Raw genomic sequence first — 20,393 nt, 5'->3', positions numbered from 1 at the left:
GGGCGGGTGGGTGGGGGGGCCGCGGGGGGGGGGGGGGGGGGCCCGCGGGGGCGCTGTCGGCGCCCACCACTAAGGGGGCCGGGGCCGGGGGGGGGGGGGGGGGGGGCCCCCCCCCCCCCCGCCCGGCCGTCACTCACCCCGCGTGCACGTCGTCGGTCGCCTCGATCTTCTTCCACGACCTCGGCTGTACCGCGGCCGTCGGCGCCTTCGCCACGGACGCCGCCCGGGCCGCCGGGGCGCCCGGCTTCGCCGGCTGGAACAGCCAGGTGTCGAACAGCGCCGCCAGCGGCTTGCCCGACACCCGCTCGGCGTACTGCCGGAAGTCGGCCACCGACGCGTTGCCGTACGCGTGCTCCTTCGGCCAGCCCTTCAGGATGGCGAAGAACGCGTCGTCGCCCACCGCGTCGCGCAGCGCCTGGACGGCGAGGGCTCCCCGGTCGTAGACCGCGATGTCGAACTGGTGGTCCGGACCCGGGTCGCCCGGCTTCACCGTCCAGAACGCGTCGTCGGCCGGGTGTGAGGCGTACACGTAGTCCGCGAGTTCCCGCGTGGTGCCCTCGCCCTCGTGCTCGGACCACAGCCACTGCGCGTACCGTGCGAAGCCCTCGTTGATCCAGATGTCCTTCCAGCCCGCGATCGACACGTCGTCGCCGTACCACTGGTGCGCCAGCTCGTGCACGACGACCGAGGTGTTGGAGCCGCTCGCGAACTGCCTCGGGCTGTAGTACACCCGGGTCTGCGTCTCCAGCGCGTACCCGGTGGTCGTGTTGGGGACGTAGCCGCCGGCCGAGCCGAACGGATACGGCCCGAACCAGCCGCTCAGCCAGTCGACGATCTCGCCGGTGCGCTCCACGCTCGCCCGGGCGGCCCCGTCGTTGTCGCCGAGGTCCTTGCTGTAGGCGTTGACGACCGGGACCCCGCCCTCGGACGTGCCGGTCGTGATGTCGAACCGGCCGACCGCGAGCGTGGCCAGATACGTCGCCTGCGGCTTGTTCTGCCGCCAGTTGTACCGCGTCCAGCCGAGCTTGGAACTCGTCGATTGGAGCGTCCCGTTGGACAGCGCCTGGGTGCCGTCCGGCACCGCGACCGACACGTCGTAGGTGGCCTTGTCGCTCGGGTGGTCGTTGCTCGGGAACCACCACCAGGCCGCCTCGGGCTCGTCGGCCGCGACCGCCCCGTCGGGCGTCCGGTGCCAGGTGGTGAACCCGTAGGCGCTCTTCGCCGACGGCACTCCGCTGTAGCGGACGACCACCGTGACCGGCGCGCCCTCGGCCAGCGGGGTCTTCGGGGTGATCTCCAGCTCGTGCTCTCCCGAGAGGGTGAAGGCCGCCTTCGCGCCGTTGACCCGCACCTCGCTCACGTCCAGCAGGAAGTCCAGGTCGAACCGCGACAGGGCCTGGGTGGTCCGCGCCCGGATCGTCGCCGTACCCGCCAGCTCGTCCGTCGCGGGACGGTAGGTCAGCCGGAGGTCGTAGTGGGAGACGTCGTATCCACCGTTGCCGTAGTTCGGGTAGTAGGGATCGCCGATGCCCGGTGCTCCGGCGGAACCGCTTGCGGCCGATGCCGGGATCGCCAGCAACAGGGAGGCCGCCGCGAGTGCTCCCGGGGCGATGGTTCTACGGTGCACGAGAACTCCAAGTCGTAGGGGTTCACAGTCCGTTCGGAGCCTATTGAGTCCCCGCGCCCCCGTGCGTGTCCATGGCCACCGCTGTCACACGATCGCCATCCGGCCGTCACGGTCCGGAGCCCTCCCACCGGCCCCGGCCGGCCACCGTCGACCCGACTGGCCGTCAGTGTCCCTCTTTTGTGAGGCAGTTGCCGCCTGTAGCGTCCCGCACATGCCGACACGCATGCGCTGCACGACCTGGAGACCGCTCACCGTGACGGCCACCGCCGTCCTCGCGGCCGCTCTCCTCACCCCGGCGGCGGCCCACGGCGCCCCGCGCGAGAGCCGGCCCGTCTACTCGTACGCGAACGCCGTCCGCGAGGCCGTCTGGGTGGACACCGGACTCGACTCGGACGGCGACGGGCGCACCGACCGGGTCGCCGCCGACATCGTCCGGCCCGGGGAGCCCGCCCGGCAGGGCCGCAAGATCCCGGTCATCATGGACGCCAGCCCGTACTACTCCTGCTGCGGGCGCGGCAACGAGAGCCAGAAGAAGACGTACGACGCGAACGGCCACGTCGTCCGGATGCCGCTGTTCTACGACAACTACTTCGTACCCCGCGGCTACGCGTTCGTCGGCGTCGACCTCGCCGGCACCAACCGCTCGGACGGCTGCGTCGACGTCGGTGGCCGCTCCGACGTCCGGTCCGCCAAGGCCGTGATCGACTGGCTGAACGGCCGCGCCCGCGCCTACACCAGCCGCACCGGCTCCACCACGGTCCGGGCGGACTGGACCAACGGCCGGACCGGCATGATCGGCAAGAGCTGGGACGGCACCGTCGCCAACGGCGTCGCCGCCACCGGCGTCAAGGGCCTGCGGACCATCGTGCCGATCAGCGCCATCTCCTCCTGGTACGACTACTACTTCGCCCAGGGCGCCCCGCTCTACGACTCCGGCCCCGACTGGCTGTCCGGCTACGTCGAGAGCCCCGACGCCCGTACCCGGTGCGCCGCCGTGCAGCGCAGACTCGTCGAAGGGGCCCCGCGCAGCGGCGACTGGACGCCGCTGTGGACCGAGCGCGACTACGTCCGGCACGCGGACAGGGTCAGGGCGAGCGTCTTCCTGGTGCACGGCCTGCAGGACCTCAACGTCCGCACCAAGAACTTCGGCCAGTGGTGGGACGCGCTCGCACGCAACGGCGTGGAGCGCAAGATCTGGCTCTCCCAGACCGGCCACGTCGACCCCTTCGACTTCCGGCGCGGAGCCTGGGTCGACACCCTGCACCGCTGGTTCGACCACGAACTCCTCGGCTACGACAACGGCATCGACCGCGCGCCCATGGCCGACGTCGAACGCCACCCCGACCAGTGGGAGACCTCGAAGAGCTGGCCGCCGCGCGGCACGGCGACGGCCACCCTGCGTCCCGCCCCGGGCGAGCGGGCGGGCGTCGGCGCCCTCGGCCTGCACCGGAGCCGGGGCACCGAGACCCTCACCGACGACCCGCGGCGCGGCGAGACCGACTGGGCCGCCCAGATCGACACCCCGACCCCGGACAAGGCCGGGTTCGTCAGCCGGCCGCTCACCCGCGACCTGCGCCTGTCCGGTTCTTCCCGGGTCACCGTCACCGCCACCCCGACCACGGAGACGGCCCATCTGTCCGCCGTCCTCGTCGACCTCGGCCCCGACACCATCCGGGACTACGCCGACGCCGCCGAGGGCATCACCACGCTCACCGACCGCACCTGCTGGGGCGCGAGCACGGCGGGCGACAGCGCCTGCTTCAAGGAGACCAGGGCCAGGACGGCGGCCGTCGGCCACACCGTCCTCAGCCGGGGCTGGGCCGACCTCGGCACCTACGCCGACGCCGGCAAGGGCGTCCCGCTGACCCCGGGCCGGGCGTACACCATCACGCTCGACCTCGCGGCCACCGACCACGTGGTGCCCCGGGGCCACCGGCTGGCGCTGATCGTCGCGGGGACCGACAAGGACCTCATCGATCCGCCCTCCACCACCCCGACCCTGACCCTGGACCTGGCGCGCACCTCGGCGCGGGTGCCCCTGGTCGGCGGGGCGGCGGCGTTCGCCCGTGCCACGGCCGGACCGGGCCCCGCCCTCTCCACGCCCCGGACGCCGGCCGGAGTCCGGGCGGCGGGCGCCGCCCCCCGGATCCCCGGGCACTGACGCGCTCAGGCGGCCGGGCCCACCAGCCCGGCCGCCTGCCGCGCACACCCCCAGGCCACGGTGACCCCGGCCCCGCCGTGCCCGTAGTGGTGCACCAGCACCCGCCCGCCCGGCAGCGGCACCCGCTCCAGCCGCACCGCGTGCCGCGCCGGACGCAGCCCCACCCGGTGCCCCAGTACCCGCGCCCCCGCGATCTCCGGCCGGAACACCGCGCACCGCGCGACGATCCGCTCGGCCACCGCCGGATCGGGCGTCAGGGACCAGACGTCCTGCTCGGCCGTGCCGCCGAGGACCAGCCCGCCCGGCTGCGGGAAGAAGTACGTGGTCGCGGCCGAGGCTTGGTCGACCGACGTCAGCCAGGTCGTGATCCCCGGGTTCTCCACCACGACGAGCTGGCCCCGCACGGGACGCACCCCCGCGTCTGGCACCAGGTCCCGGGAGCCTATACCCGTGCAGTTCACCACGACCGGGGCGTCGACCGCGGCCAGGTCGCGCACGGTGCGCTCCTCCACCGTGCCGCCGGCCCGCAGCAGCCGTTCCCTGAGCCAGGGCAGATGCGCCGGCATGTCGATCAGCGGCAGCCGCGCCCACAACCCGGTCCCCGGGTACTCCCCGGCACGCGCCGCGCGCAGCCCCGGCACCCGCGCCGCCCACGGCCCCAGGGAGTCCAGCCGGGTCCCGCCGTGCACGCCCTCCACCATGCGCACCCCGGTCTCCTCGGGCCGCGCCGCCAACTCCTCGTAGACCGCGAGGGATTCCAGCGCCCAGTCCCCGGCGAGGGACACCGGCTCGATCCGGTAGGGCCACCACAGGGCGCCCGCGACCGCCGAGGTGGTCCGCTCGGCCGGCTCCCGCGTCCACACCCGCACCCGCCGGCCGCGCTCGGCCAGCACCACGGCCGTGGTCAGTCCGACGACCCCACCGCCCACCACCACGACCCCGCCACTCGTCTCACCGCGCACGCCGGGACCGTAGCGGAATGCGGCACTGCGGCGCTCGCATCGGCCGCGGGATGGGAATACTCACCCCATGTCTGCCGAGTACGCCACCTTCGGCCTGGCCCCGGCGATGCGTGCCGGAGAGGTCCTCGCCGACGGCGGCCACCAGATCCACCGGGACTTCGTGGACTTCGTCGTGAACGGACGGCCCCTGCTGTTCCGGCTCAGCGACCTGGACGCGGTGTCCCCGCTCGCCTCCGACGTCCCGCCCGCCATCTTCACCGCCCAGGTGCGCGCCCTGCTGCTGGAGGCGCAGGCACCGCTGCCGGGCGGCCGGTACGTCATCTACGGCTGCCCCGAGTGCGCGGACCTGGCCTGCGGCGCGGTCACCGCGGTCATCGAGAGGGCGGGCGACGACTACGTCTGGCGGGACTTCGCCTGGCAGACCGGTGACCACGCGGACCTGGAACTCAACGGCTACCGGGGCATCGGCCCGTTCCGCTTCAACGGCGCCGCCTACCGGGCGGCGCTGTACGCCCTCCTGGACGGGGACGCGCCCGCGCGCCGCCCCCGGGTGCTGCTCATCGGGGCACGGGTCGCCGTCCTCGCCCGGCTCGCCGCCGCCCTGCGCACCCTGGGCATCGGCGCCGACATCGCCCGCGATGTCGCCGGCGTGCCCGCGGAGGAACTGCGTCAGTACGGCGCCGTCGTCTTCGGCCGGGCCGTCCGCGCGGCCGAACGGGCCGCCGTGGGCGACGCCTTCGCCCGGGCGGGAGCCGAGGTCGCTCTCGTCGACGGACTCGCCCCGGTCGTCCCGCTGCTCGTCGCCCAGGTCGAACACGCCCTGGACCGCGGCCCCGAGGAGCGGCGCCGGCTGCGCGGCCTGACCGCCGGCGACGGCACGGCCGAGGTGGAGGTCACCTCCCCCTGCCGGGTCCGCCTCACCGCCCACCGCCTCGACCGCCTCCACCGCACGCACACCCGGCAGGTCTTCGACGGGCTCCTGGAGCCGGGCCGCCACCGCATCCCGCTGGACGCCCGGGCCGTGAGGGGAGAGGCCTTCCTGGTGGCACGGGCGCCGGGGAACGTGCTCGTCGTCCCGGTGGGACGCTGACCACCCCCTCCGACGGCCGTTAGGATCGGCGGTCTGATGACTGCCACCCTCGTCGCCAAGAACCTCGCCGCCGGTCACGGCGACCGCTCGCTGTTCACCGGACTGGACCTCGTCGTCGCCCCCGGGGACGTCATCGGGCTGGTCGGCGCCAACGGCGCGGGCAAGTCCACCCTGCTGCGGATGCTCGCCGGACTGGCCGCCCCGGAGCTGGGTGAGCTCAGCCTGTCCCCGCCGGCCGCGACCGTCGGGCATCTGCCGCAGGAGCCGGAGCGCAGGTCCGGCGAGAGCGTGCGGGCGTTCCTCGCCCGCCGCACCGGGGTCGCCGAGGCGCAGCGCGTGATGGACGAGGCCACCCAGGCGCTCGTCGACGGCGCGGCCGGCGCCGACGACGCGTACGCGACGAGCCTGGAGCGGTGGCTCGGCCTCGGCGGCGCCGACCTCGACGAACGCGCCGAGGAGGTGACCGACTCCCTGGGCCTGGCCGTCGACCTGGACCAGCCGATGACCTCCCTGTCCGGCGGGCAGGCGGCCCGCGCGGGCCTCGCCTCCCTGCTGCTCTCCCGCTACGACGTCTTCCTGCTCGACGAACCCACCAACGACCTCGATCTGGACGGCCTGGAACGGCTGGAGCGGTTCGTGACCGGCCTGCGCGCCGGGACGGTCGTCGTCAGCCACGACCGCGAGTTCCTCACCCGTACGGTCACCAAGGTCCTCGAACTCGACCTCGCCCAGGGCCGGGTGAACCTCTACGGCGGCGGCTACGCGGCCTACCTGGAGGAGCGGGAGGTGGCCCGCCGCCACGCCCGCGACGACTACGAGGAGTACGCCGACAAGAAGACGGCCCTCCAGGAACGGGCCCAGGTGCAGCGCTCCTGGATGGACAAGGGCGTGAAGAACGCGCGCCGCAAGGCCGGCAACGACAACGACAAGATCGGCCGCAAGTTCCGCAGCGAGGCCAGCGAGAAGCAGGCCGCGAAGGCCCGCCAGACCCAGCGCATGATCGAACGCCTCGACGTCGTCGAGGAACCCCGCAAGGAGTGGGAACTGCGCATGGAGATCGCGGCCGCCCCGCGCTCCGGCGCGGTCGTCGCCACGCTGCGCGACGCCGAGGTGCGGCGCGGCGGCTTCGTGCTCGGCCCCGTGTCCCTCCAGGTCGACTTCGCGGACCGGGTTGCGGTGACCGGCGCAAACGGCGCGGGCAAGTCGACCCTGCTGGCCGCCCTGCTGGGGCGGGTCCCCCTGGACGCCGGGCACGCGGCGCTCGGCTCGGGCGTGCTCGTCGGCGAGGTCGACCAGGCGCGCGGGCTGTTCCACGGCTCCGAGTCGCTGCTGGACGCCTTCCGCGCGGCGGTCCCGGAGACCGAACCGGTCGAGGTCCGCACGCTGCTCGCCAAGTTCGGCCTGAAGACGGACCACGTCCTGCGCCCGGCGGCGACCCTCTCCCCGGGCGAGCGCACCCGGGCCGCCCTCGCCCTCCTCCAGGGCAGGGGCGTCAACCTCCTGGTCCTGGACGAGCCCACCAACCACCTCGACCTGCCGGCCATCGAACAGCTGGAGACGGCCCTGGACTCCTACGAGGGCACCCTGCTCCTGGTCACCCACGACCGTCGGATGCTGGACGCGGTCCGGGTGAACCGCCGCCTGGAGGTGGCGGCGGGCAAGGTGACGGAGCGCTGAGCGCGCGTCCCGCGCGGGCTGGACCTTGAGCGGGCGCCCGGCGCCGCTGGGCGGGGGTGAGACCGCCCGCACGGAGAGCCCGTGCGGACGGAGAACAGGCCCCTCGCCCCTGTCGGGAGCCGGAGAACCGGGCCCGGACCCCCGCGACGCGGAGAGTCCGGGCCCGTAGCGTCAGCGCCGCCCGTTCTTCGGGTCGAGCAGGCCCGCGCGGCGCAGCGCGTCGGCCATGGCGCTGTTGGAGGGCGCGGGCGTCTGGCGCGGCTGACGCGAGCCGCCGCCCCCGCCCGCGCCGCCCCGGCCGCCCTGGCGCTGCTGCGGCGGGCGGCCGCCGCGCCGGCGCCGTTCGCCCCCGCCGTCCTGCCCCTGACGGTCCTGCTGCGCCGCCTCGTCGTCCAGACGCAGGGTCAGCGAGATCCGCTTGCGCGGGATGTCCACGTCGAGGACCTTCACCTTGACGATGTCACCCGGCTTCACGACGTCACGCGGGTCCTTGACGAACGTCTTCGACATCGCGGAGACGTGCACCAGGCCGTCCTGGTGGACACCGATGTCCACGAAGGCGCCGAACGCGGCGACATTGGTGACGACACCCTCCAGGACCATCCCGGCGGACAGGTCGGAGATCTTCTCCACGCCCTCCTTGAAGGTGGCCGTCTTGAACGCGGGCCGCGGGTCGCGGCCGGGCTTCTCCAGCTCCTTGAGGATGTCGGAGACCGTCGGCAGACCGAAGGTGTCGTCCACGAAGTCGGCGGGCCTCAGCGAGCGCAGCACCGCGGTGTTGCCGACGAGGGAGGCCACGTCCTGGCCCGAGGTCTTCACCATCCGCCGTACGACCGGGTAGGCCTCGGGGTGCACGCTGGAGGAGTCCAGCGGGTCCTCGCCGTCCCGGATCCGCAGGAAGCCCGCGCACTGCTCGAACGCCTTCGGGCCGAGCCGCGAGACGCCCTTCAGCTGCGAACGTGACGTGAAGGGCCCGTTGGCGTCGCGGTGCGCCACGATGTTCTCGGCGAGGCCGGAGGTGATGCCGGACACCCGGGCGAGCAGCGGCACGGACGCGGTGTTGACGTCCACGCCCACGCCGTTCACACAGTCCTCGACCACCGCGTCCAGCGAGCGGGACAGCTTCACCTCGGACAGGTCGTGCTGGTACTGGCCCACCCCGATCGACTTCGGGTCGATCTTCACCAGCTCGGCCAGCGGGTCCTGGAGCCGGCGGGCGATGGAGACCGCGCCGCGCAGCGACACGTCCATGTCCGGCAGCTCCTGGGAGGCGTAGGCCGACGCCGAGTACACCGACGCGCCCGCCTCGGACACCATGACCTTGGTGAGCTTCAGCTCCGGGTGCTTCGTGATCAGCTCACCGGCGAGCTTGTCGGTCTCCCGGGACGCCGTGCCGTTGCCGATGGCGACCAGATCGACCGCGTGCTCCTTCGCCAGCCGGGCCAGCTTGGCGATCGCCTCGTCCCACCGGTTGGCCGGGACGTGCGGGTGGATCACGTCGGTGGCCACGACCTTGCCGGTCGCGTCGACCACGGCCACCTTCACGCCCGTGCGGAAGCCGGGGTCCAGACCGAGCGTCGCGCGGGTGCCGGCCGGGGCGGCGAGCAGCAGGTCGCGCAGGTTCGCCGCGAACACGTTCACCGCCTCGTCCTCGGCGGCCGTGCGCAGCCTCAGGCGCAGGTCGATGCCCAGGTGGACGAGGATGCGCGTGCGCCAGGCCCAGCGGACCGTGTCGGTCAGCCACTTGTCCGCGGGACGCCCGCGGTCGGCGATGTGGAACTTCGCGGCGACGATTCCCTCGTACGACGAAGGACCCTCCGTCGGCTCCTCCGGCTCCAGGACGAGGTCGAGGACGTCCTCCTTCTCACCGCGCAGCATCGCCAGGATCCGGTGCGAGGGGAGTTCGGTGAACGGCTCCGCGAAGTCGAAGTAGTCGGCGAACTTGGCGCCCGCCTCCTCCTTGCCCTCCCGCACCTTGGCGGCCAGCCGGCCGCGCACCCACATGCGCTCGCGCAGCTCGCCGATCAGGTCGGCGTCCTCCGAGAAGCGCTCGGTGAGGATCGCCCGGGCGCCGTCCAGGGCGGCCTGCGGGTCGGCGACGCCCTTGCCGGCGTCGACGAAGGCCGCCGCCGCGGCGAGCGGCTCGACGGATGGGTCGCCGAGCAGGCCCTCGGCCAGCGGCTCCAGGCCCGCCTCACGGGCGATCTGCGCCTTCGTCCGCCGCTTCGGCTTGAACGGCAGGTAGATGTCCTCCAGGCGCGCCTTCGTCTCGGCACCCCGGATCCGCGCCTCGACCTCCTCGGTGAGCTTGCCCTGCTCGCGCACCGACTCCAGGATCGCCGTCCGCCGGTCCTCCAGCTCCCGCAGATAGCGCAGCCGCTCCTCGACCGTGCGCAGCTGCGCGTCGTCGAGCATCTCGGTCGCTTCCTTGCGGTAGCGGGCGATGAAAGGCACCGTCGAACCGCCGTCGAGCAGCTCCACGGCGGCCTTCACCTGCCGCTCCCGTACGCCGAGCTCCTCGGCGATCCTGCCTTCGATGGACCCTACGAGGGGTGTCGTCACGATCCCGTACCGCCTTCTCACTTCGGGTTGCGCCGCAATTGTGGCAGGCGGGACCGGCAGCCGGGGCTCAGGGCGCCCCTCGGCGGGGCGTGGCCGTCTCAGTCCGACGCGGGAACGGACCAGGTGAAGACCGGTCGCCTGCGCTCCAGGAACGCGGTGACGCCCTCCGCGGTGTCGGCTCCGTCGCGGGACTGGGCGGTCCAGTGGGCGTCACGGTCCGTGCGGCCGTTCGCGAACTCCTTCGCCGCGGCCTGGGTCAGCTGCGAGCGGGCGGCCAGGATGCGGGTGAACTCCTCGACGCGCGGGCCGAGTTCGTCCTGGGGGAGCACCTCGTCGACCAGCCCGGTGCGCAGCGCCCGCTCCGCGTCGATCAGCTCGCCGGAGAAGAGCAGGTACTTGGCGGTGGCCGGGCCGACCAGGGAGACCAGCCGCCGGGTGGAGGAGGCCGGGTAGACGATCCCCAGCTTCGCCGGGGTCACCCCGAACAGTGACCCCGCCTCCGCGAACCGCAGATCGCAGGCCGCCGCGAGCTGCGCGCCGCCGCCCACGCAGTGCCCGCGCACCGCGGCGAGCGTCGGCTTCGGGAAGGCCGCGAGCGCCTCCTCGGCCAGCACCGCGAGGCGCTGCGCCTCCTCGGGGGAGCCGCGCAGCGTGGAGATGTCGGCGCCCGCGCAGAACGTCCCGCCGGACCCGGTCAGCACCAGGGCGCGCACGCCCGGATCGGCCGCGAGGGCCGTCAGCAGCGGCGGCAGCGCCCGCCACATCGCGGCCGTCATGGCGTTGCGCTTGGCCGGGTGGTCGATGACGACCGTGGCGACGCCGTCGGTGACCTCGTGCTGCAGCTGCGGCTCCATGCGCCGGATGCTATCCGCCGGCCCGGCCGTTCGATCAAGAAGGGGCCGGGGAGAGGTACGACACGCCGCCGGGTGATCGGCTCGGCCCGAACGCGACCGTTGCGGCGGGCGCGGCGCCGCCCGCGGGGGCGCGGACCCGGGCGCCCGGCGGGCCGCCCGTACAAACCGAAGAGTTCGCGAAGGCGGCGCGGGGGGCGACAGGAGCGGTCCCACACGTGACCGTGTCATACCCAGCCGGTCAGAAAGCGCTTCAAACCAGCTGACTTGTGTTCAGTCCTCTAGGTAGGACGGGTGCGTTACCAACACTCGACGTGTGGCGACAATCGAGCGCGAGGGTGGCGACCCGACGATGGGCGACCACGGGCGTGGGTACGGCCCGCGCCCAGCGGACGGCGCGGGGGTCCCCCCGCTGGAGGGGCCGCCGGATCCGGCGCCGTACGAGGGTGTCTGGCGGTTCACCGCACCCGCCGTCGACGCCTCGGTCCCGCAGGCCCGGCACGCCGTGCGGGACCTGCTGCTGCGTCAGGGGGTGCCCGTCTCGGACGACCTCGTCCACGGGCTGCTGCTGATCGTCTCCGAGCTGGTCACCAACGCCGTACGGCACGCGGCGCTGCTGTCGCCGGTACTCGCGGTGGAGGTCGCCGTCGGCGCCGAGTGGGTACGGGTGTCCGTGGAGGACAACCACCCCTACCGCCCGACGGCCCTGGAGGCCGACCACGGCCGCACCGGCGGGCGCGGGCTGCTGCTGGTCCGGGAGATCGCCCGGGAGGCGGGCGGTGTCTGCGACATGGAGCACACCACGAGCGGCGGCAAGGTGATCTGGGCCGCCCTGCCGCTCAAGCCCCCTCGGTGACGTACCGCCTCACCAGCCGGCCGACGGACCCGTCAGCTCCCTGATCGCGGGGCGGGCAGCGTCCAGCACGGTCATGAACCAGGCGGAGAAGGTGTCCCGCGCGTGCCGCTCCGCGAGCTCGGCGGGCGTCACGAACGCCGTCGCGCCGACCTCCGCCTCGTCCGGCCGCGGCGCGGACTGCGCCAGGCCCACGAACAGGTGGTTGTACTCCTGCTCCACCAGGCCCGAGTCCGGGTCCGGGTGGTTGTAGCGGACCGTGCCCGCCTCGGCGAGCAGCGAGGGGGAGATCCCGAGCTCCTCGTACGTCCGCCGGGCCGCCGCCGCGAAGGGCGCCTCACCGGGGTAGGGGTGGCCGCAGCAGGTGTTGGACCACACACCGGGGGAGTGGTACTTGCCGAGTGCCCGCTGCTGCAGCAGCAGCCGGCCGCGCTCGTCGAAGAGGAACACGGAGAAGGCGCGGTGCAGCTGTCCGGGCGGCTGATGGGCGGCCAGCTTCTCCGCGGTGCCGATCGTCACGCCGTTCTCGTCGACCAGTTCGAGCAGGATCGCTTCCGTGGTGCCGCTCGGAGAGCTGTGCGTCTCGGTGGCAGGTGTGATCGACATACCCATCCTTCACATCGGTCCTCGAACCCCAAGTCTGCCGTACGAAAGCGGCACTCCCGGCGCTTCCCGGCACTCTCGCATGTCCGCGCCGGGACGGGTGCGCCGCCGGGCGCCCTCAGGTGCACGGACGCGCCTCAGAGGCACGGACCCGCCCGCGTGGCCCGGACACACCTCAGTGGCACAGACGCGCCTCGTGCTCCGCGTGTCCACCCGGCTCCAGCTGGAAGGTGCAGTGCTCCACGTCGAAGTGGTCGCCCAGGCAGCCCTGGAGCTCGTGCAGCATCTTCTCGTGGCCGATGGCGTTGAGCACGTCCGTGCTCACCACGACGTGCGCGGAGAGCACCGGCATCCCGGAGGTGATCGTCCAGGCGTGCAGGTCGTGGACGTCCTCCACCCCGTCCAGGGCCAGGATGTGCGCCCGCACCTCGGCCATGTCGACGTCCTTGGGCGCGGCCTCCAGCAGGACGTCCACGGTCTCGCGCAGCAGCTTGACGGTGCGCGGCACGATCATCGTGCCGATGAGCAGGGAGGCGATCGGGTCGGCGGCCTGCCAGCCGGTGAGCAGGATCACCGCCGCCGAGATCATCACCGCCAGCGAACCGAGGGCGTCCGCGGCCACCTCCAGGAACGCGCCGCGCACGTTCAGGCTCTCCTTCTGGCCGCGCATCAGCAGGGTCAGCGAGACGGAGTTCGCGACCAGGCCGATCAGGCCGAAGACGATCATCAGGCCGCCCCGGGTGTCGGCCGGGGTGAGGAAGCGCTGCACGGCCTCGTAGAGCACGTAGCCGCCGACGCCGAGCAGGAGCAGGCAGTTGGCGAGGGCGGCGAGGATCTCGGCACGGGCGTAGCCGAAGGTGCGGTTGCCGCTCGGCGGGCGGTTGGCGAAGTGGATGGCGAGCAGGGCCATGCCGAGGCCGACGGCGTCGGTGGCCATGTGGGCCGCGTCCGCGACGAGCGCGAGCGAGTCCGCGGCCACGCCGCCGATGATCTCCACCACCATCACGGCGAGCGTGATCGACAGCGCGATGCGCAGCGTGCCGCGGTGCGCGGCCGCCGCCGTCCCGGTGGCCGCCGCGCCGTGCGCGTGCCCGTGGTCGTGACCGGCCCCCATCTGACCTTCCGCCCTCCTGAGACGCGTTCCGGGACCACAGTCAACTACGGGCGGCGGGCAACGGGCAACGCGGCACTGAACACCGTTGTCATGTGCCCCGGCACCCGGCCTGACCTGCCTGAACGAACCGCCGACCGGGCGGTGGGCCGGTCAGCTGCCGTGGTGCAGCCGCCAGCCCTGCCAGGCCGAGGAGACCATCTCGGCCACCCCGCGCCGGGCCCGCCAGCCCAGCTCCGCCGCGGCCCGCTCCGCGGAGGCGACGGCGCGCGGCGCGTCCCCCGGACGGCGGGCCTCGACGACGGGCGGCCGCCGGTCGCCGGTGACCTCGCCGACGACCGACATCAGCTCCCGGACCGACACGCCCTCACCGCGGCCGATGTTCAGGGTCAGGTCCCCGGCGCCGTCCGCCCCGGCCAGCCGCCGGGCCGCCGCCAGGTGGGCGTCCGCCAGGTCGGCGACGTGGATGTAGTCACGCACGCAAGTGCCGTCCGGCGTCGGGTAGTCGTCGCCGAAGACTCGCGGGGCCTCGTTCCGGGTGAGGCGGTCGAACACCATCGGGACGATGTTGAAGACGCCGGTGTCGGCCAGCTCCGGGGCGGCCGCGCCGGCGACGTTGAAGTACCGCAGGCACACGGTGGCGATGCCGTGCGCCTGCCCCGCCGCCCGGACCAGCCACTCCCCGGTGAGCTTGGTCTCGCCGTAGGGGTTCACCGGGGCACAGGGGGTGTCCTCGGTGATGAGGTCCACGTCCGGGTTGCCGTAGACGGCCGCGGAGGAGGAGAACAGCAGGCGCCGGACCCCGGCGCCGGCCATCGCGTCCAGCAGCGTGGCGAGACCGCCCACGTTCTCCTGGTAGTAGCGGGTCGGCTGCGCCACGGACTCGGCGACCTGCTTGCGCGCGGCGAGGTGCACCACCCCGGTCACCTCGTGCTCGGCAAGCACCCGCTCGAGCAGCTCCGCGTCGAGCGAGGAGCCCCGGACCAGCGGCACCTCCTCGGGCAGCCGCGCCGCCCGCCCCGCCGAAAGGTCGTCGAGCGCGACGACGCGCTCCCCGGCCCCGGCCATGACCCGCGCCACATGTGCCCCGATGTACCCGGCCCCGCCGGTGATCAGCCACGTCATGCCGCCCCACCCTATGTGGGCCATCCACCGTGACACCGAGCGCCTGCCGTGACACGACGCCCGCCGTGAGGCCGAGCACCCGCCGTGACACCGACGGCCGCCGGGATGCCTGAGGCCCTCCCTCGCCGTCGTACGCCGGACATCCCGGCCGCCCGGGCGCCCGATCTCTCGCGCCCCCGCTCTCCTGGGGACGCCCCCACCCCGCGCCCGCCGCGATGTCCGCCCCTGCCCCCGCGGTTTGTGGCGGGGCCCCCACATCACCGATGATGATCGCGGCGCAGGCCGCAGCAGACCGCGTTGATCGTCCCGTGAACGGGCGGTGAACACGGTCTTCCCCGCATCCGATAGCCTCTGCCGACATGCCGCCCGGGTGCCACAGGCATACGGCGCCCCCCACCATGCACATGACCGGCGCGGACGCGTCGGCCCCCAGGGAGTGACTTCGGTTGTCGACCGCCATCCTCACCGGTCAGCCGGTCCCCGGATCGTCGATCGAGAACGATCTGCGGTCCCTCGGCTTCGACGTGCGGATCGCCTCCGACACCTCCGACGCCGAGACGCAGCTGGCCCAGGTCCCCGTCGACCAGCGGGTCGCCGTCGTCGACGCCCGCTTCGTCGGCCATCCGCACGCCCTGCGCCTGGGCCTGACCGACCCCCGCTTCGACCTCGCCGCCGTGCCCGGCGCCGTCACCGCCCGCCCGGCCGGCCGCCAGGCCCTGACCCGGGCGATGGCCCGCGAGAACTCCGCCGGCGGCGGCACCGCACTGGCCGTGGACAGCCTCGCGGACCGCATCGTCGCCGCCCTCGACGCCGAGGGCTCCGCCGTGCACCGCCCCGAGCTGGGCAGCCTCGTCGCCGCCGTGCCCACCGACCCGCAGGGCCGCAACGAGGCACGGCAGGCCGTCGCCGCCGTCGACGACGAGGCCGTACGCCTGAAGTCGGCCGTGAAGGCCCGCGACGGCTTCTTCACCACCTTCTGCATCAGCCCGTACTCGCGCTACCTCGCCCGCTGGTGCGCCCGGCGTGGCCTGACCCCCAACCAGGTCACCACCGCCTCCCTGCTCACCGCCCTGATAGCGGCCGGCTGCGCGGCCACCGGCACCCGCGGCGGCTTCATCGCCGCCGGCGTGCTGCTCATCGCCTCGTTCGTGCTGGACTGCACCGACGGCCAGCTCGCCCGCTACTCGCTCCAGTACTCCACCCTCGGCGCCTGGCTGGACGCCACCTTCGACCGGGCCAAGGAGTACGCCTACTACGCGGGCCTCGCCCTCGGCGCCGCCCGCGGCGGAGACGACGTGTGGGCCCTCGCGCTCGGCGCGATGGTCCTGCAGACCTGCCGGCACGTGGTCGACTTCTCCTTCAACGAGGCCAACCACGACGCCACCGCCAACACCAGTCCCACCGCCGCCCTCTCCGACAAGCTCGACAGCGTCGGCTGGACGGTCTGGGTACGCCGGATGATCGTCCTGCCGATCGGCGAGCGCTGGGCGATGATCGCCCTCCTCACGGCGGCCACCACGCCCCGCATCACCTTCTACGCGCTGCTCGCCGGCTGCGCCTTCGCGGCCACCTACACCACCGCGGGCCGCGTGCTGCGCTCGGTGACCCGCAAGGCGACGCGCACGGACCGCGCGGCGCGGGCGCTGGCCGACCTCGCGGACAGCGGCCCGCTCGCCCAGGTCCTCGCGGGCGCCCTGCGCACCGTCGCGGGCCGACTCCCCGGCGTCGCCGCCCCGGCCCTGGCCCTGCTCGGCTCGCTCGCCGTCGTGGCCACCGCCGCGCTGACCGGCTTCGGCGGCCCCTGGGCGGTCCTCGTCGCCCTCGTGTACGCGGTCACCTCCGCACTCGCCGTCGCCCGCCCCCTCAAGGGCGCCCTCGACTGGCTCGTCCCGTCGCTGTTCCGGGCCGCCGAGTACGGCACCGTCCTCGCCCTGGCCGCCAAGGCCGGGGTGAACGGAGCGCTTCCGGCGGCTTTCGGCCTGGTGGCCGCGGTCGCCTACCATCACTACGACACGGTGTACCGCATCCGCGGCGACGCCGGAGCGCCGCCGGCCTGGCTGGTGCGCGCCGTCGGGGGGCACGAAGGGCGGACGCTGCTCGTCACCGTGCTGGCGGCCCTGCTCACCGCCTCGCAGTTCACCGTCGCGCTCACGGTCCTCGCCGTGGCCGTCGCCCTGGTGGTGCTCGCCGAGAGCATCCGCTTCTGGGTGTCCGCAGGGGCGCCCGCCGTACACGACGAAGGAGAACCCGCATGATCGGCCTCGTGCTGGCGGCCGGCGCCGGACGGCGTCTGCGCCCCTACACCGACACCCTGCCCAAGGCACTGGTGCCGGTGGGGCCGGCGGGGACGGAGGGCGAGCCGACGGTCCTCGACCTCACCCTCGGCAACTTCGCCGAGATCGGCCTGACCGAGGCCGCGGTCATCGTCGGCTACCGCAAGGAGGCCGTCTACGAGCGCAAGGAGGCCCTGGAGCGCAAGTACGGCCTCAAGCTCACCCTGATCGACAACGACAAGGCCGAGGAGTGGAACAACGCCTACTCCCTGTGGTGCGGCCGTGACGCCCTCAAGGACGGCGTGATCCTCGCCAACGGCGACACCGTCCACCCGGTCTCCGTCGAGCGGACGCTGCTGGCCGCCCGCGGCGGCGACAAGAAGATCATCCTCGCCCTGGACACGGTGAAGAACCTGGCCGACGAGGAGATGAAGGTCGTCGTCGACCCTGACAAGGGCATGACGAGGATCACCAAGCTGATGGACCCCGCCGAGGCCACCGGCGAGTACATCGGCGTGACCCTCATCGAGGGCGACGCGGCCCCGGAGCTCGCCGACGCGCTGCGCGCCGTGTGGGAGACCGACCCGCAGCAGTTCTACGAGCACGGCTACCAGGAGCTGGTCAACCGCGGCTTCCGGATCGACGTGGCGCCGATCGGCGACGTCAGCTGGGTCGAGATCGACAACCACGACGACCTCGCCCGGGGACGGGAGATCGCGTGCCAGTACTGACCCGGCTCATCCCGTCGCCGGTCGTCGTGGACATCCGCCCGGGTGCCCTCGACGACCTGGGCTGCGTGCTCGCCGACGAGCGCATCTCGCACTCCGGCCGGCTCGCCGTCGCCGTCAGCAACGGCTCCGGCGCGCGGCTGCGCGACCGGGTCGCCCCCACCCTGCCCGGCGCCACCTGGTACGAGGTCGGCGGCGGCACCCTCGACGACGCGATCCGGTTGGCCGACGAGATGAAGTCCGGCCACTTCGACGCGGTGGTCGGCCTGGGCGGCGGCAAGATCATCGACTGCGCCAAGTTCGCCGCGGCGCGCGTCGGACTGCCCCTGGTCGCGGTGCCGACGAACCTCGCGCACGACGGCCTGTGCTCCCCGGTCGCGACCCTCGACAACGACGCGGGCCGCGGATCCTACGGCGTGCCCAACCCGATCGCCGTCGTCATCGACCTGGACGTGATCCGCGAGGCGCCCGCGCGCTTCGTCCGCTCCGGCATCGGCGACGCCGTGTCCAACATCTCCGCCGTCGCGGACTGGGAGCTGTCCCACCGCGTCAACGGCGAGAAGGTCGACGGGCTGGCCGCGGCCATGGCCCGCCAGGCGGGCGAGGCGGTGCTGCGGCACCCGGGCGGCATCGGCGACAACGAGTTCCTCCAGGTGCTCGCCGAGGCGCTGGTGCTCAGCGGGATCGCCATGTCGGTCTCGGGCGACTCCCGGCCCTCGTCCGGGGCGTGCCACGAGATCAACCACGCCTTCGACCTGCTGTTCCCCCAGCGCGCCGCGAGCCACGGCGAGCAGTGCGGACTGGGCGCGGCCTTCGCGATGTACCTGCGCGGGGCCCACGAGCAGTCGGCGTTCATGGCCGCGGTGCTGCGCCGGCACGGACTGCCGGTGCTGCCGGAGGAGATCGGCTTCACCGTGGACGAGTTCGTCCGCGCCGTGGAGTTCGCCCCGGAGACCCGGCCCGGCCGCTACACGATCCTCGAACACCTCGCCCTCAAGACGAACCAGATCAAGGACATCTACGCCGACTATGTCAAGGCCATCGGTAGCTGAACTCCGTCCGGTCGTCCACCCCGCGGGGGTCAAGGACCGGCGCAGCGGTGAGCACTGGATGGGACGCCTCTACATGCGTGAGGTGTCCCTGCGGGTCGACCGCTACCTGGTCAACACCAGGATCACGCCCAACCAGCTCACGTACCTGATGACCCTCTGCGGCGTCCTGGCGTGCCCCGCCCTGCTGGTGCCGGGGATTCCCGGCGCCGTGCTCGGCGTGGTCATGGTGCAGCTGTACCTGCTGCTGGACTGCGTCGACGGCGAGATAGCGCGCTGGAAGCAGCAGTTCTCGCTCGGCGGGGTCTACCTGGACCGGATCGGCGCCTACCTGTGCGACGCCGCGGTCCTGGTCGGGCTGGGCCTGCGCGCCGCCGACCTGTGGGGCAGCGGGCGGATCGACTGGCTGTGGGCCTTCCTCGGGACCCTCGCCGCCCTCGGCGCGATCCTGATCAAGGCCGAGACCGACCTCGTCGGTGTCGCCCGGCACCAGGGCGGCCTGCCGCCGGTCAAGGAGGCCGCGTCCGAGCCGCGCTCCTCCGGCATGGCGCTGGCCCGCCGGGCCGCCGCGGCGGTGAAGTTCCACCGGCTGATCCTCGGCATCGAGGCGTCCCTGCTGATCCTGGTCCTCGCGATCGCCGACGCGGCCAGGGGCGACCTGTTCTTCACCCGGCTCGGCACCGCCGTACTCGCCGGGATCGCGCTGCTGCAGACCCTGCTGCACCTGGTGTCCGTCCTCGCCTCCAGCAGGCTGCGATGAGCACCGTGGGCAACGCGCTCAAGGTCGGCGCGGTCGTCATCACCATGGGCAACCGCCCCGACGAGCTGCGCGCCCTGCTCGACTCGGTCGCCAAGCAGGAGGGCGACCGGGTCGGGGTGGTCGTGGTCGGCAACGGCTCGCCCGTCCCCGACGTCCCCGAGGGCGTCCGCACGATCGAGCTGCCGGAGAACCTCGGCATCCCCGGCGGGCGCAACGTCGGCATCGAGGCCTTCGGCCCGAGCGGCCGGGACGTCGACATCCTGCTCTTCCTCGACGACGACGGTCTGCTCGCCCACCACGACACCGCCGAGCTGTGCCGCCGGGCCTTCACGGACGATCCGAGGCTCGGCATCATCAGCTTCCGCATCGCCGACCCGGAGACCGGTGTCACCCAGCGCCGCCACGTGCCGCGGCTGCGCGCCGCCGACCCGATGCGCTCCTCCCGGGTCACCACCTTCCTCGGCGGCGCCAACGCCGTCCGCACCCAGGTCTTCGCGGAAGTGGGTGCGCTGCCGGACGAATTCTTCTACGCGCACGAGGAAACCGATCTGGCATGGCGGGCCCTGGACGCGGGCTGGATGATCGACTACCGGTCCGACATGGTGCTGTACCACCCCACGACCGCGCCCTCGCGGCACGCGGTCTACCACCGCATGGTCGCCCGCAACCGGGTCTGGCTGGCCCGCCGCAACCTGCCCGCCCCGCTGGTCCCGGTCTACCTCGGGGTCTGGATGCTGCTCACCCTGCTCCGCCGCCCCTCCCGGCCGGCGCTGAAGGCCTGGTTCGGCGGTTTCCGGGAAGGCTGGACCACACCGTGCGGTCCGCGCCGGCCCATGAAGTGGCGTACGGTGTGGCGGCTGACCCGGCTGGGCCGGCCTCCGGTCATCTGACAAGCTCGATCCCGTGGGTGCCGGGCCGTCACCCGGCCCGCGCTCGTGCTGCCCGCCCAGGCGGCGCATCT

16 protein-coding genes are annotated in these 20,393 nt (G+C 73.5%); 9 read left to right on the top strand and 7 right to left on the bottom strand.

The features are described from left to right. Positions 1 to 133: 133 nt before the first annotated feature. Positions 134 to 1,627, bottom strand: coding sequence for a M1 family metallopeptidase (locus tag ACF1A5_RS32960; protein WP_392196515.1), 1,494 nt, complete (start codon positions 1,625 to 1,627; stop codon positions 134 to 136). Positions 1,628 to 1,838: 211 nt separating this feature from the next. Between ACF1A5_RS32960 and ACF1A5_RS32955 the strand changes: the two genes are divergently transcribed. Beyond that, positions 1,839 to 3,788, top strand: coding sequence for a Xaa-Pro dipeptidyl-peptidase (locus tag ACF1A5_RS32955; RefSeq protein WP_392196514.1), 1,950 nt, complete (start codon positions 1,839 to 1,841; stop codon positions 3,786 to 3,788). Positions 3,789 to 3,793: 5 nt separating this feature from the next. Here the strand turns inward: ACF1A5_RS32955 and ACF1A5_RS32950 are convergent, their stop codons facing one another. Beyond that, positions 3,794 to 4,750, bottom strand: coding sequence for an NAD(P)/FAD-dependent oxidoreductase (locus tag ACF1A5_RS32950; RefSeq protein ID WP_392196513.1), 957 nt, complete (start codon positions 4,748 to 4,750; stop codon positions 3,794 to 3,796). A 67-nt stretch (positions 4,751 to 4,817) separates the two neighbouring features. Here ACF1A5_RS32950 and ACF1A5_RS32945 point away from each other — a divergent pair, with 67 nt between their 5' ends. Continuing rightward, entirely contained in the window at positions 4,818 to 5,840 is a 1,023-nt protein-coding gene (locus tag ACF1A5_RS32945; protein WP_392196512.1) for an oxidoreductase, read from the top strand. Between the two features lie 36 nt (positions 5,841 to 5,876). Further along, entirely contained in the window at positions 5,877 to 7,517 is a 1,641-nt protein-coding gene (locus tag ACF1A5_RS32940) for an ABC-F family ATP-binding cassette domain-containing protein (protein ID WP_392196511.1), read from the top strand. 171 nt (positions 7,518 to 7,688) lie between these two features. Here ACF1A5_RS32940 and ACF1A5_RS32935 read toward each other — a convergent pair whose 3' ends face one another. Both ACF1A5_RS32935 and ACF1A5_RS32930 read right to left on the bottom strand, forming a co-directional pair. After that, positions 7,689 to 10,079 (bottom strand): Tex family protein, encoded by a 2,391-nt coding sequence (locus ACF1A5_RS32935; protein ID WP_392196510.1) that lies wholly within the window; start codon positions 10,077 to 10,079, stop codon positions 7,689 to 7,691. A gap of 98 nt (positions 10,080 to 10,177) precedes the next feature. Beyond that, positions 10,178 to 10,933 carry an enoyl-CoA hydratase/isomerase family protein gene (locus ACF1A5_RS32930; protein ID WP_392196509.1) on the bottom strand — a complete coding sequence of 252 codons (756 nt, stop codon included), beginning with the start codon at positions 10,931 to 10,933 and terminating at the stop codon, positions 10,178 to 10,180. 349 nt (positions 10,934 to 11,282) lie between these two features. Here ACF1A5_RS32930 and ACF1A5_RS32925 point away from each other — a divergent pair, with 349 nt between their 5' ends. Further along, complete coding sequence (locus ACF1A5_RS32925) at positions 11,283 to 11,786, top strand: ATP-binding protein (protein WP_392196518.1); 504 nt, start codon at positions 11,283 to 11,285, stop codon at positions 11,784 to 11,786. A gap of 9 nt (positions 11,787 to 11,795) precedes the next feature. On the opposite strand, the gene idi is transcribed toward ACF1A5_RS32925, so the two are convergent. From idi to galE, 3 genes are all read right to left on the bottom strand, one after another. Next, entirely contained in the window at positions 11,796 to 12,389 is a 594-nt protein-coding gene (gene idi / locus ACF1A5_RS32920; protein ID WP_392196508.1) for an isopentenyl-diphosphate Delta-isomerase, read from the bottom strand. Positions 12,390 to 12,561: 172 nt separating this feature from the next. Further along, positions 12,562 to 13,500 (bottom strand): cation diffusion facilitator family transporter, encoded by a 939-nt coding sequence (locus ACF1A5_RS32915; RefSeq protein ID WP_392196507.1) that lies wholly within the window; start codon positions 13,498 to 13,500, stop codon positions 12,562 to 12,564. Between the two features lie 150 nt (positions 13,501 to 13,650). Further along, a complete protein-coding gene (gene galE / locus ACF1A5_RS32910) occupies positions 13,651 to 14,622 on the bottom strand; it encodes a UDP-glucose 4-epimerase GalE (protein ID WP_392196506.1) in 972 nt (323 codons plus the stop codon). A 446-nt stretch (positions 14,623 to 15,068) separates the two neighbouring features. Between galE and ACF1A5_RS32905 the strand changes: the two genes are divergently transcribed. The 5 genes from ACF1A5_RS32905 to ACF1A5_RS32885 are packed head-to-tail and all read left to right on the top strand — an operon-like array spanning position 15,069 to position 20,322. Next, positions 15,069 to 16,877 (top strand): DUF5941 domain-containing protein, encoded by a 1,809-nt coding sequence (locus tag ACF1A5_RS32905; protein WP_392196505.1) that lies wholly within the window; start codon positions 15,069 to 15,071, stop codon positions 16,875 to 16,877. After that, positions 16,874 to 17,626, top strand: coding sequence for a sugar phosphate nucleotidyltransferase (locus tag ACF1A5_RS32900; RefSeq protein ID WP_392196504.1), 753 nt, complete (start codon positions 16,874 to 16,876; stop codon positions 17,624 to 17,626). Before ACF1A5_RS32905 ends, ACF1A5_RS32900 begins: the two co-directional genes overlap by 4 nt. Further along, positions 17,614 to 18,675, top strand: a complete 1,062-nt coding sequence (locus tag ACF1A5_RS32895; protein WP_392196503.1) for an iron-containing alcohol dehydrogenase family protein — start codon at positions 17,614 to 17,616, stop codon at positions 18,673 to 18,675. Before ACF1A5_RS32900 ends, ACF1A5_RS32895 begins: the two co-directional genes overlap by 13 nt. Further along, entirely contained in the window at positions 18,653 to 19,432 is a 780-nt protein-coding gene (locus ACF1A5_RS32890; protein WP_392196502.1) for a CDP-alcohol phosphatidyltransferase family protein, read from the top strand. Before ACF1A5_RS32895 ends, ACF1A5_RS32890 begins: the two co-directional genes overlap by 23 nt. After that, a complete protein-coding gene (locus ACF1A5_RS32885; protein WP_392196501.1) occupies positions 19,429 to 20,322 on the top strand; it encodes a glycosyltransferase family 2 protein in 894 nt (297 codons plus the stop codon). The genes ACF1A5_RS32890 and ACF1A5_RS32885 overlap by 4 nt, the downstream gene beginning before the upstream one ends. Positions 20,323 to 20,393 lie beyond the last annotated feature (71 nt).

It is taken from the genome of Streptomyces sp. NPDC014864, from assembly GCF_043081525.1.
GTDB lineage: Bacteria > Actinomycetota > Actinomycetes > Streptomycetales > Streptomycetaceae > Streptomyces.
Note: the sequence above shows the minus strand (reverse complement) of the source record. Positions and strands in the feature narration are given on the sequence as shown.

Excerpts from the sequence above, each read along its gene's own strand:
- ACF1A5_RS32885 (WP_392196501.1), top strand. The coding sequence starts at position 19,429 with ATGAGCACCGTGGGCAACGCGCTCAAGGTCGGCGCGGTCGTCATCACC.
- ACF1A5_RS32890 (WP_392196502.1), top strand. The coding sequence starts at position 18,653 with ATGTCAAGGCCATCGGTAGCTGAACTCCGTCCGGTCGTCCACCCCGCG.
- ACF1A5_RS32930 (WP_392196509.1), bottom strand. The coding sequence starts at position 10,933 with ATGGAGCCGCAGCTGCAGCACGAGGTCACCGACGGCGTCGCCACGGTC.
- ACF1A5_RS32900 (WP_392196504.1), top strand. The coding sequence starts at position 16,874 with ATGATCGGCCTCGTGCTGGCGGCCGGCGCCGGACGGCGTCTGCGCCCC.
- ACF1A5_RS32915 (WP_392196507.1), bottom strand. The coding sequence starts at position 13,500 with ATGGGGGCCGGTCACGACCACGGGCACGCGCACGGCGCGGCGGCCACC.
- idi (WP_392196508.1), bottom strand. The coding sequence starts at position 12,389 with ATGTCGATCACACCTGCCACCGAGACGCACAGCTCTCCGAGCGGCACC.
- ACF1A5_RS32945 (WP_392196512.1), top strand. The coding sequence starts at position 4,818 with ATGTCTGCCGAGTACGCCACCTTCGGCCTGGCCCCGGCGATGCGTGCC.
- ACF1A5_RS32940 (WP_392196511.1), top strand. The coding sequence starts at position 5,877 with ATGACTGCCACCCTCGTCGCCAAGAACCTCGCCGCCGGTCACGGCGAC.
- ACF1A5_RS32955 (WP_392196514.1), top strand. The coding sequence starts at position 1,839 with ATGCCGACACGCATGCGCTGCACGACCTGGAGACCGCTCACCGTGACG.
- ACF1A5_RS32925 (WP_392196518.1), top strand. The coding sequence starts at position 11,283 with ATGGGCGACCACGGGCGTGGGTACGGCCCGCGCCCAGCGGACGGCGCG.
- galE (WP_392196506.1), bottom strand. The coding sequence starts at position 14,622 with ATGACGTGGCTGATCACCGGCGGGGCCGGGTACATCGGGGCACATGTG.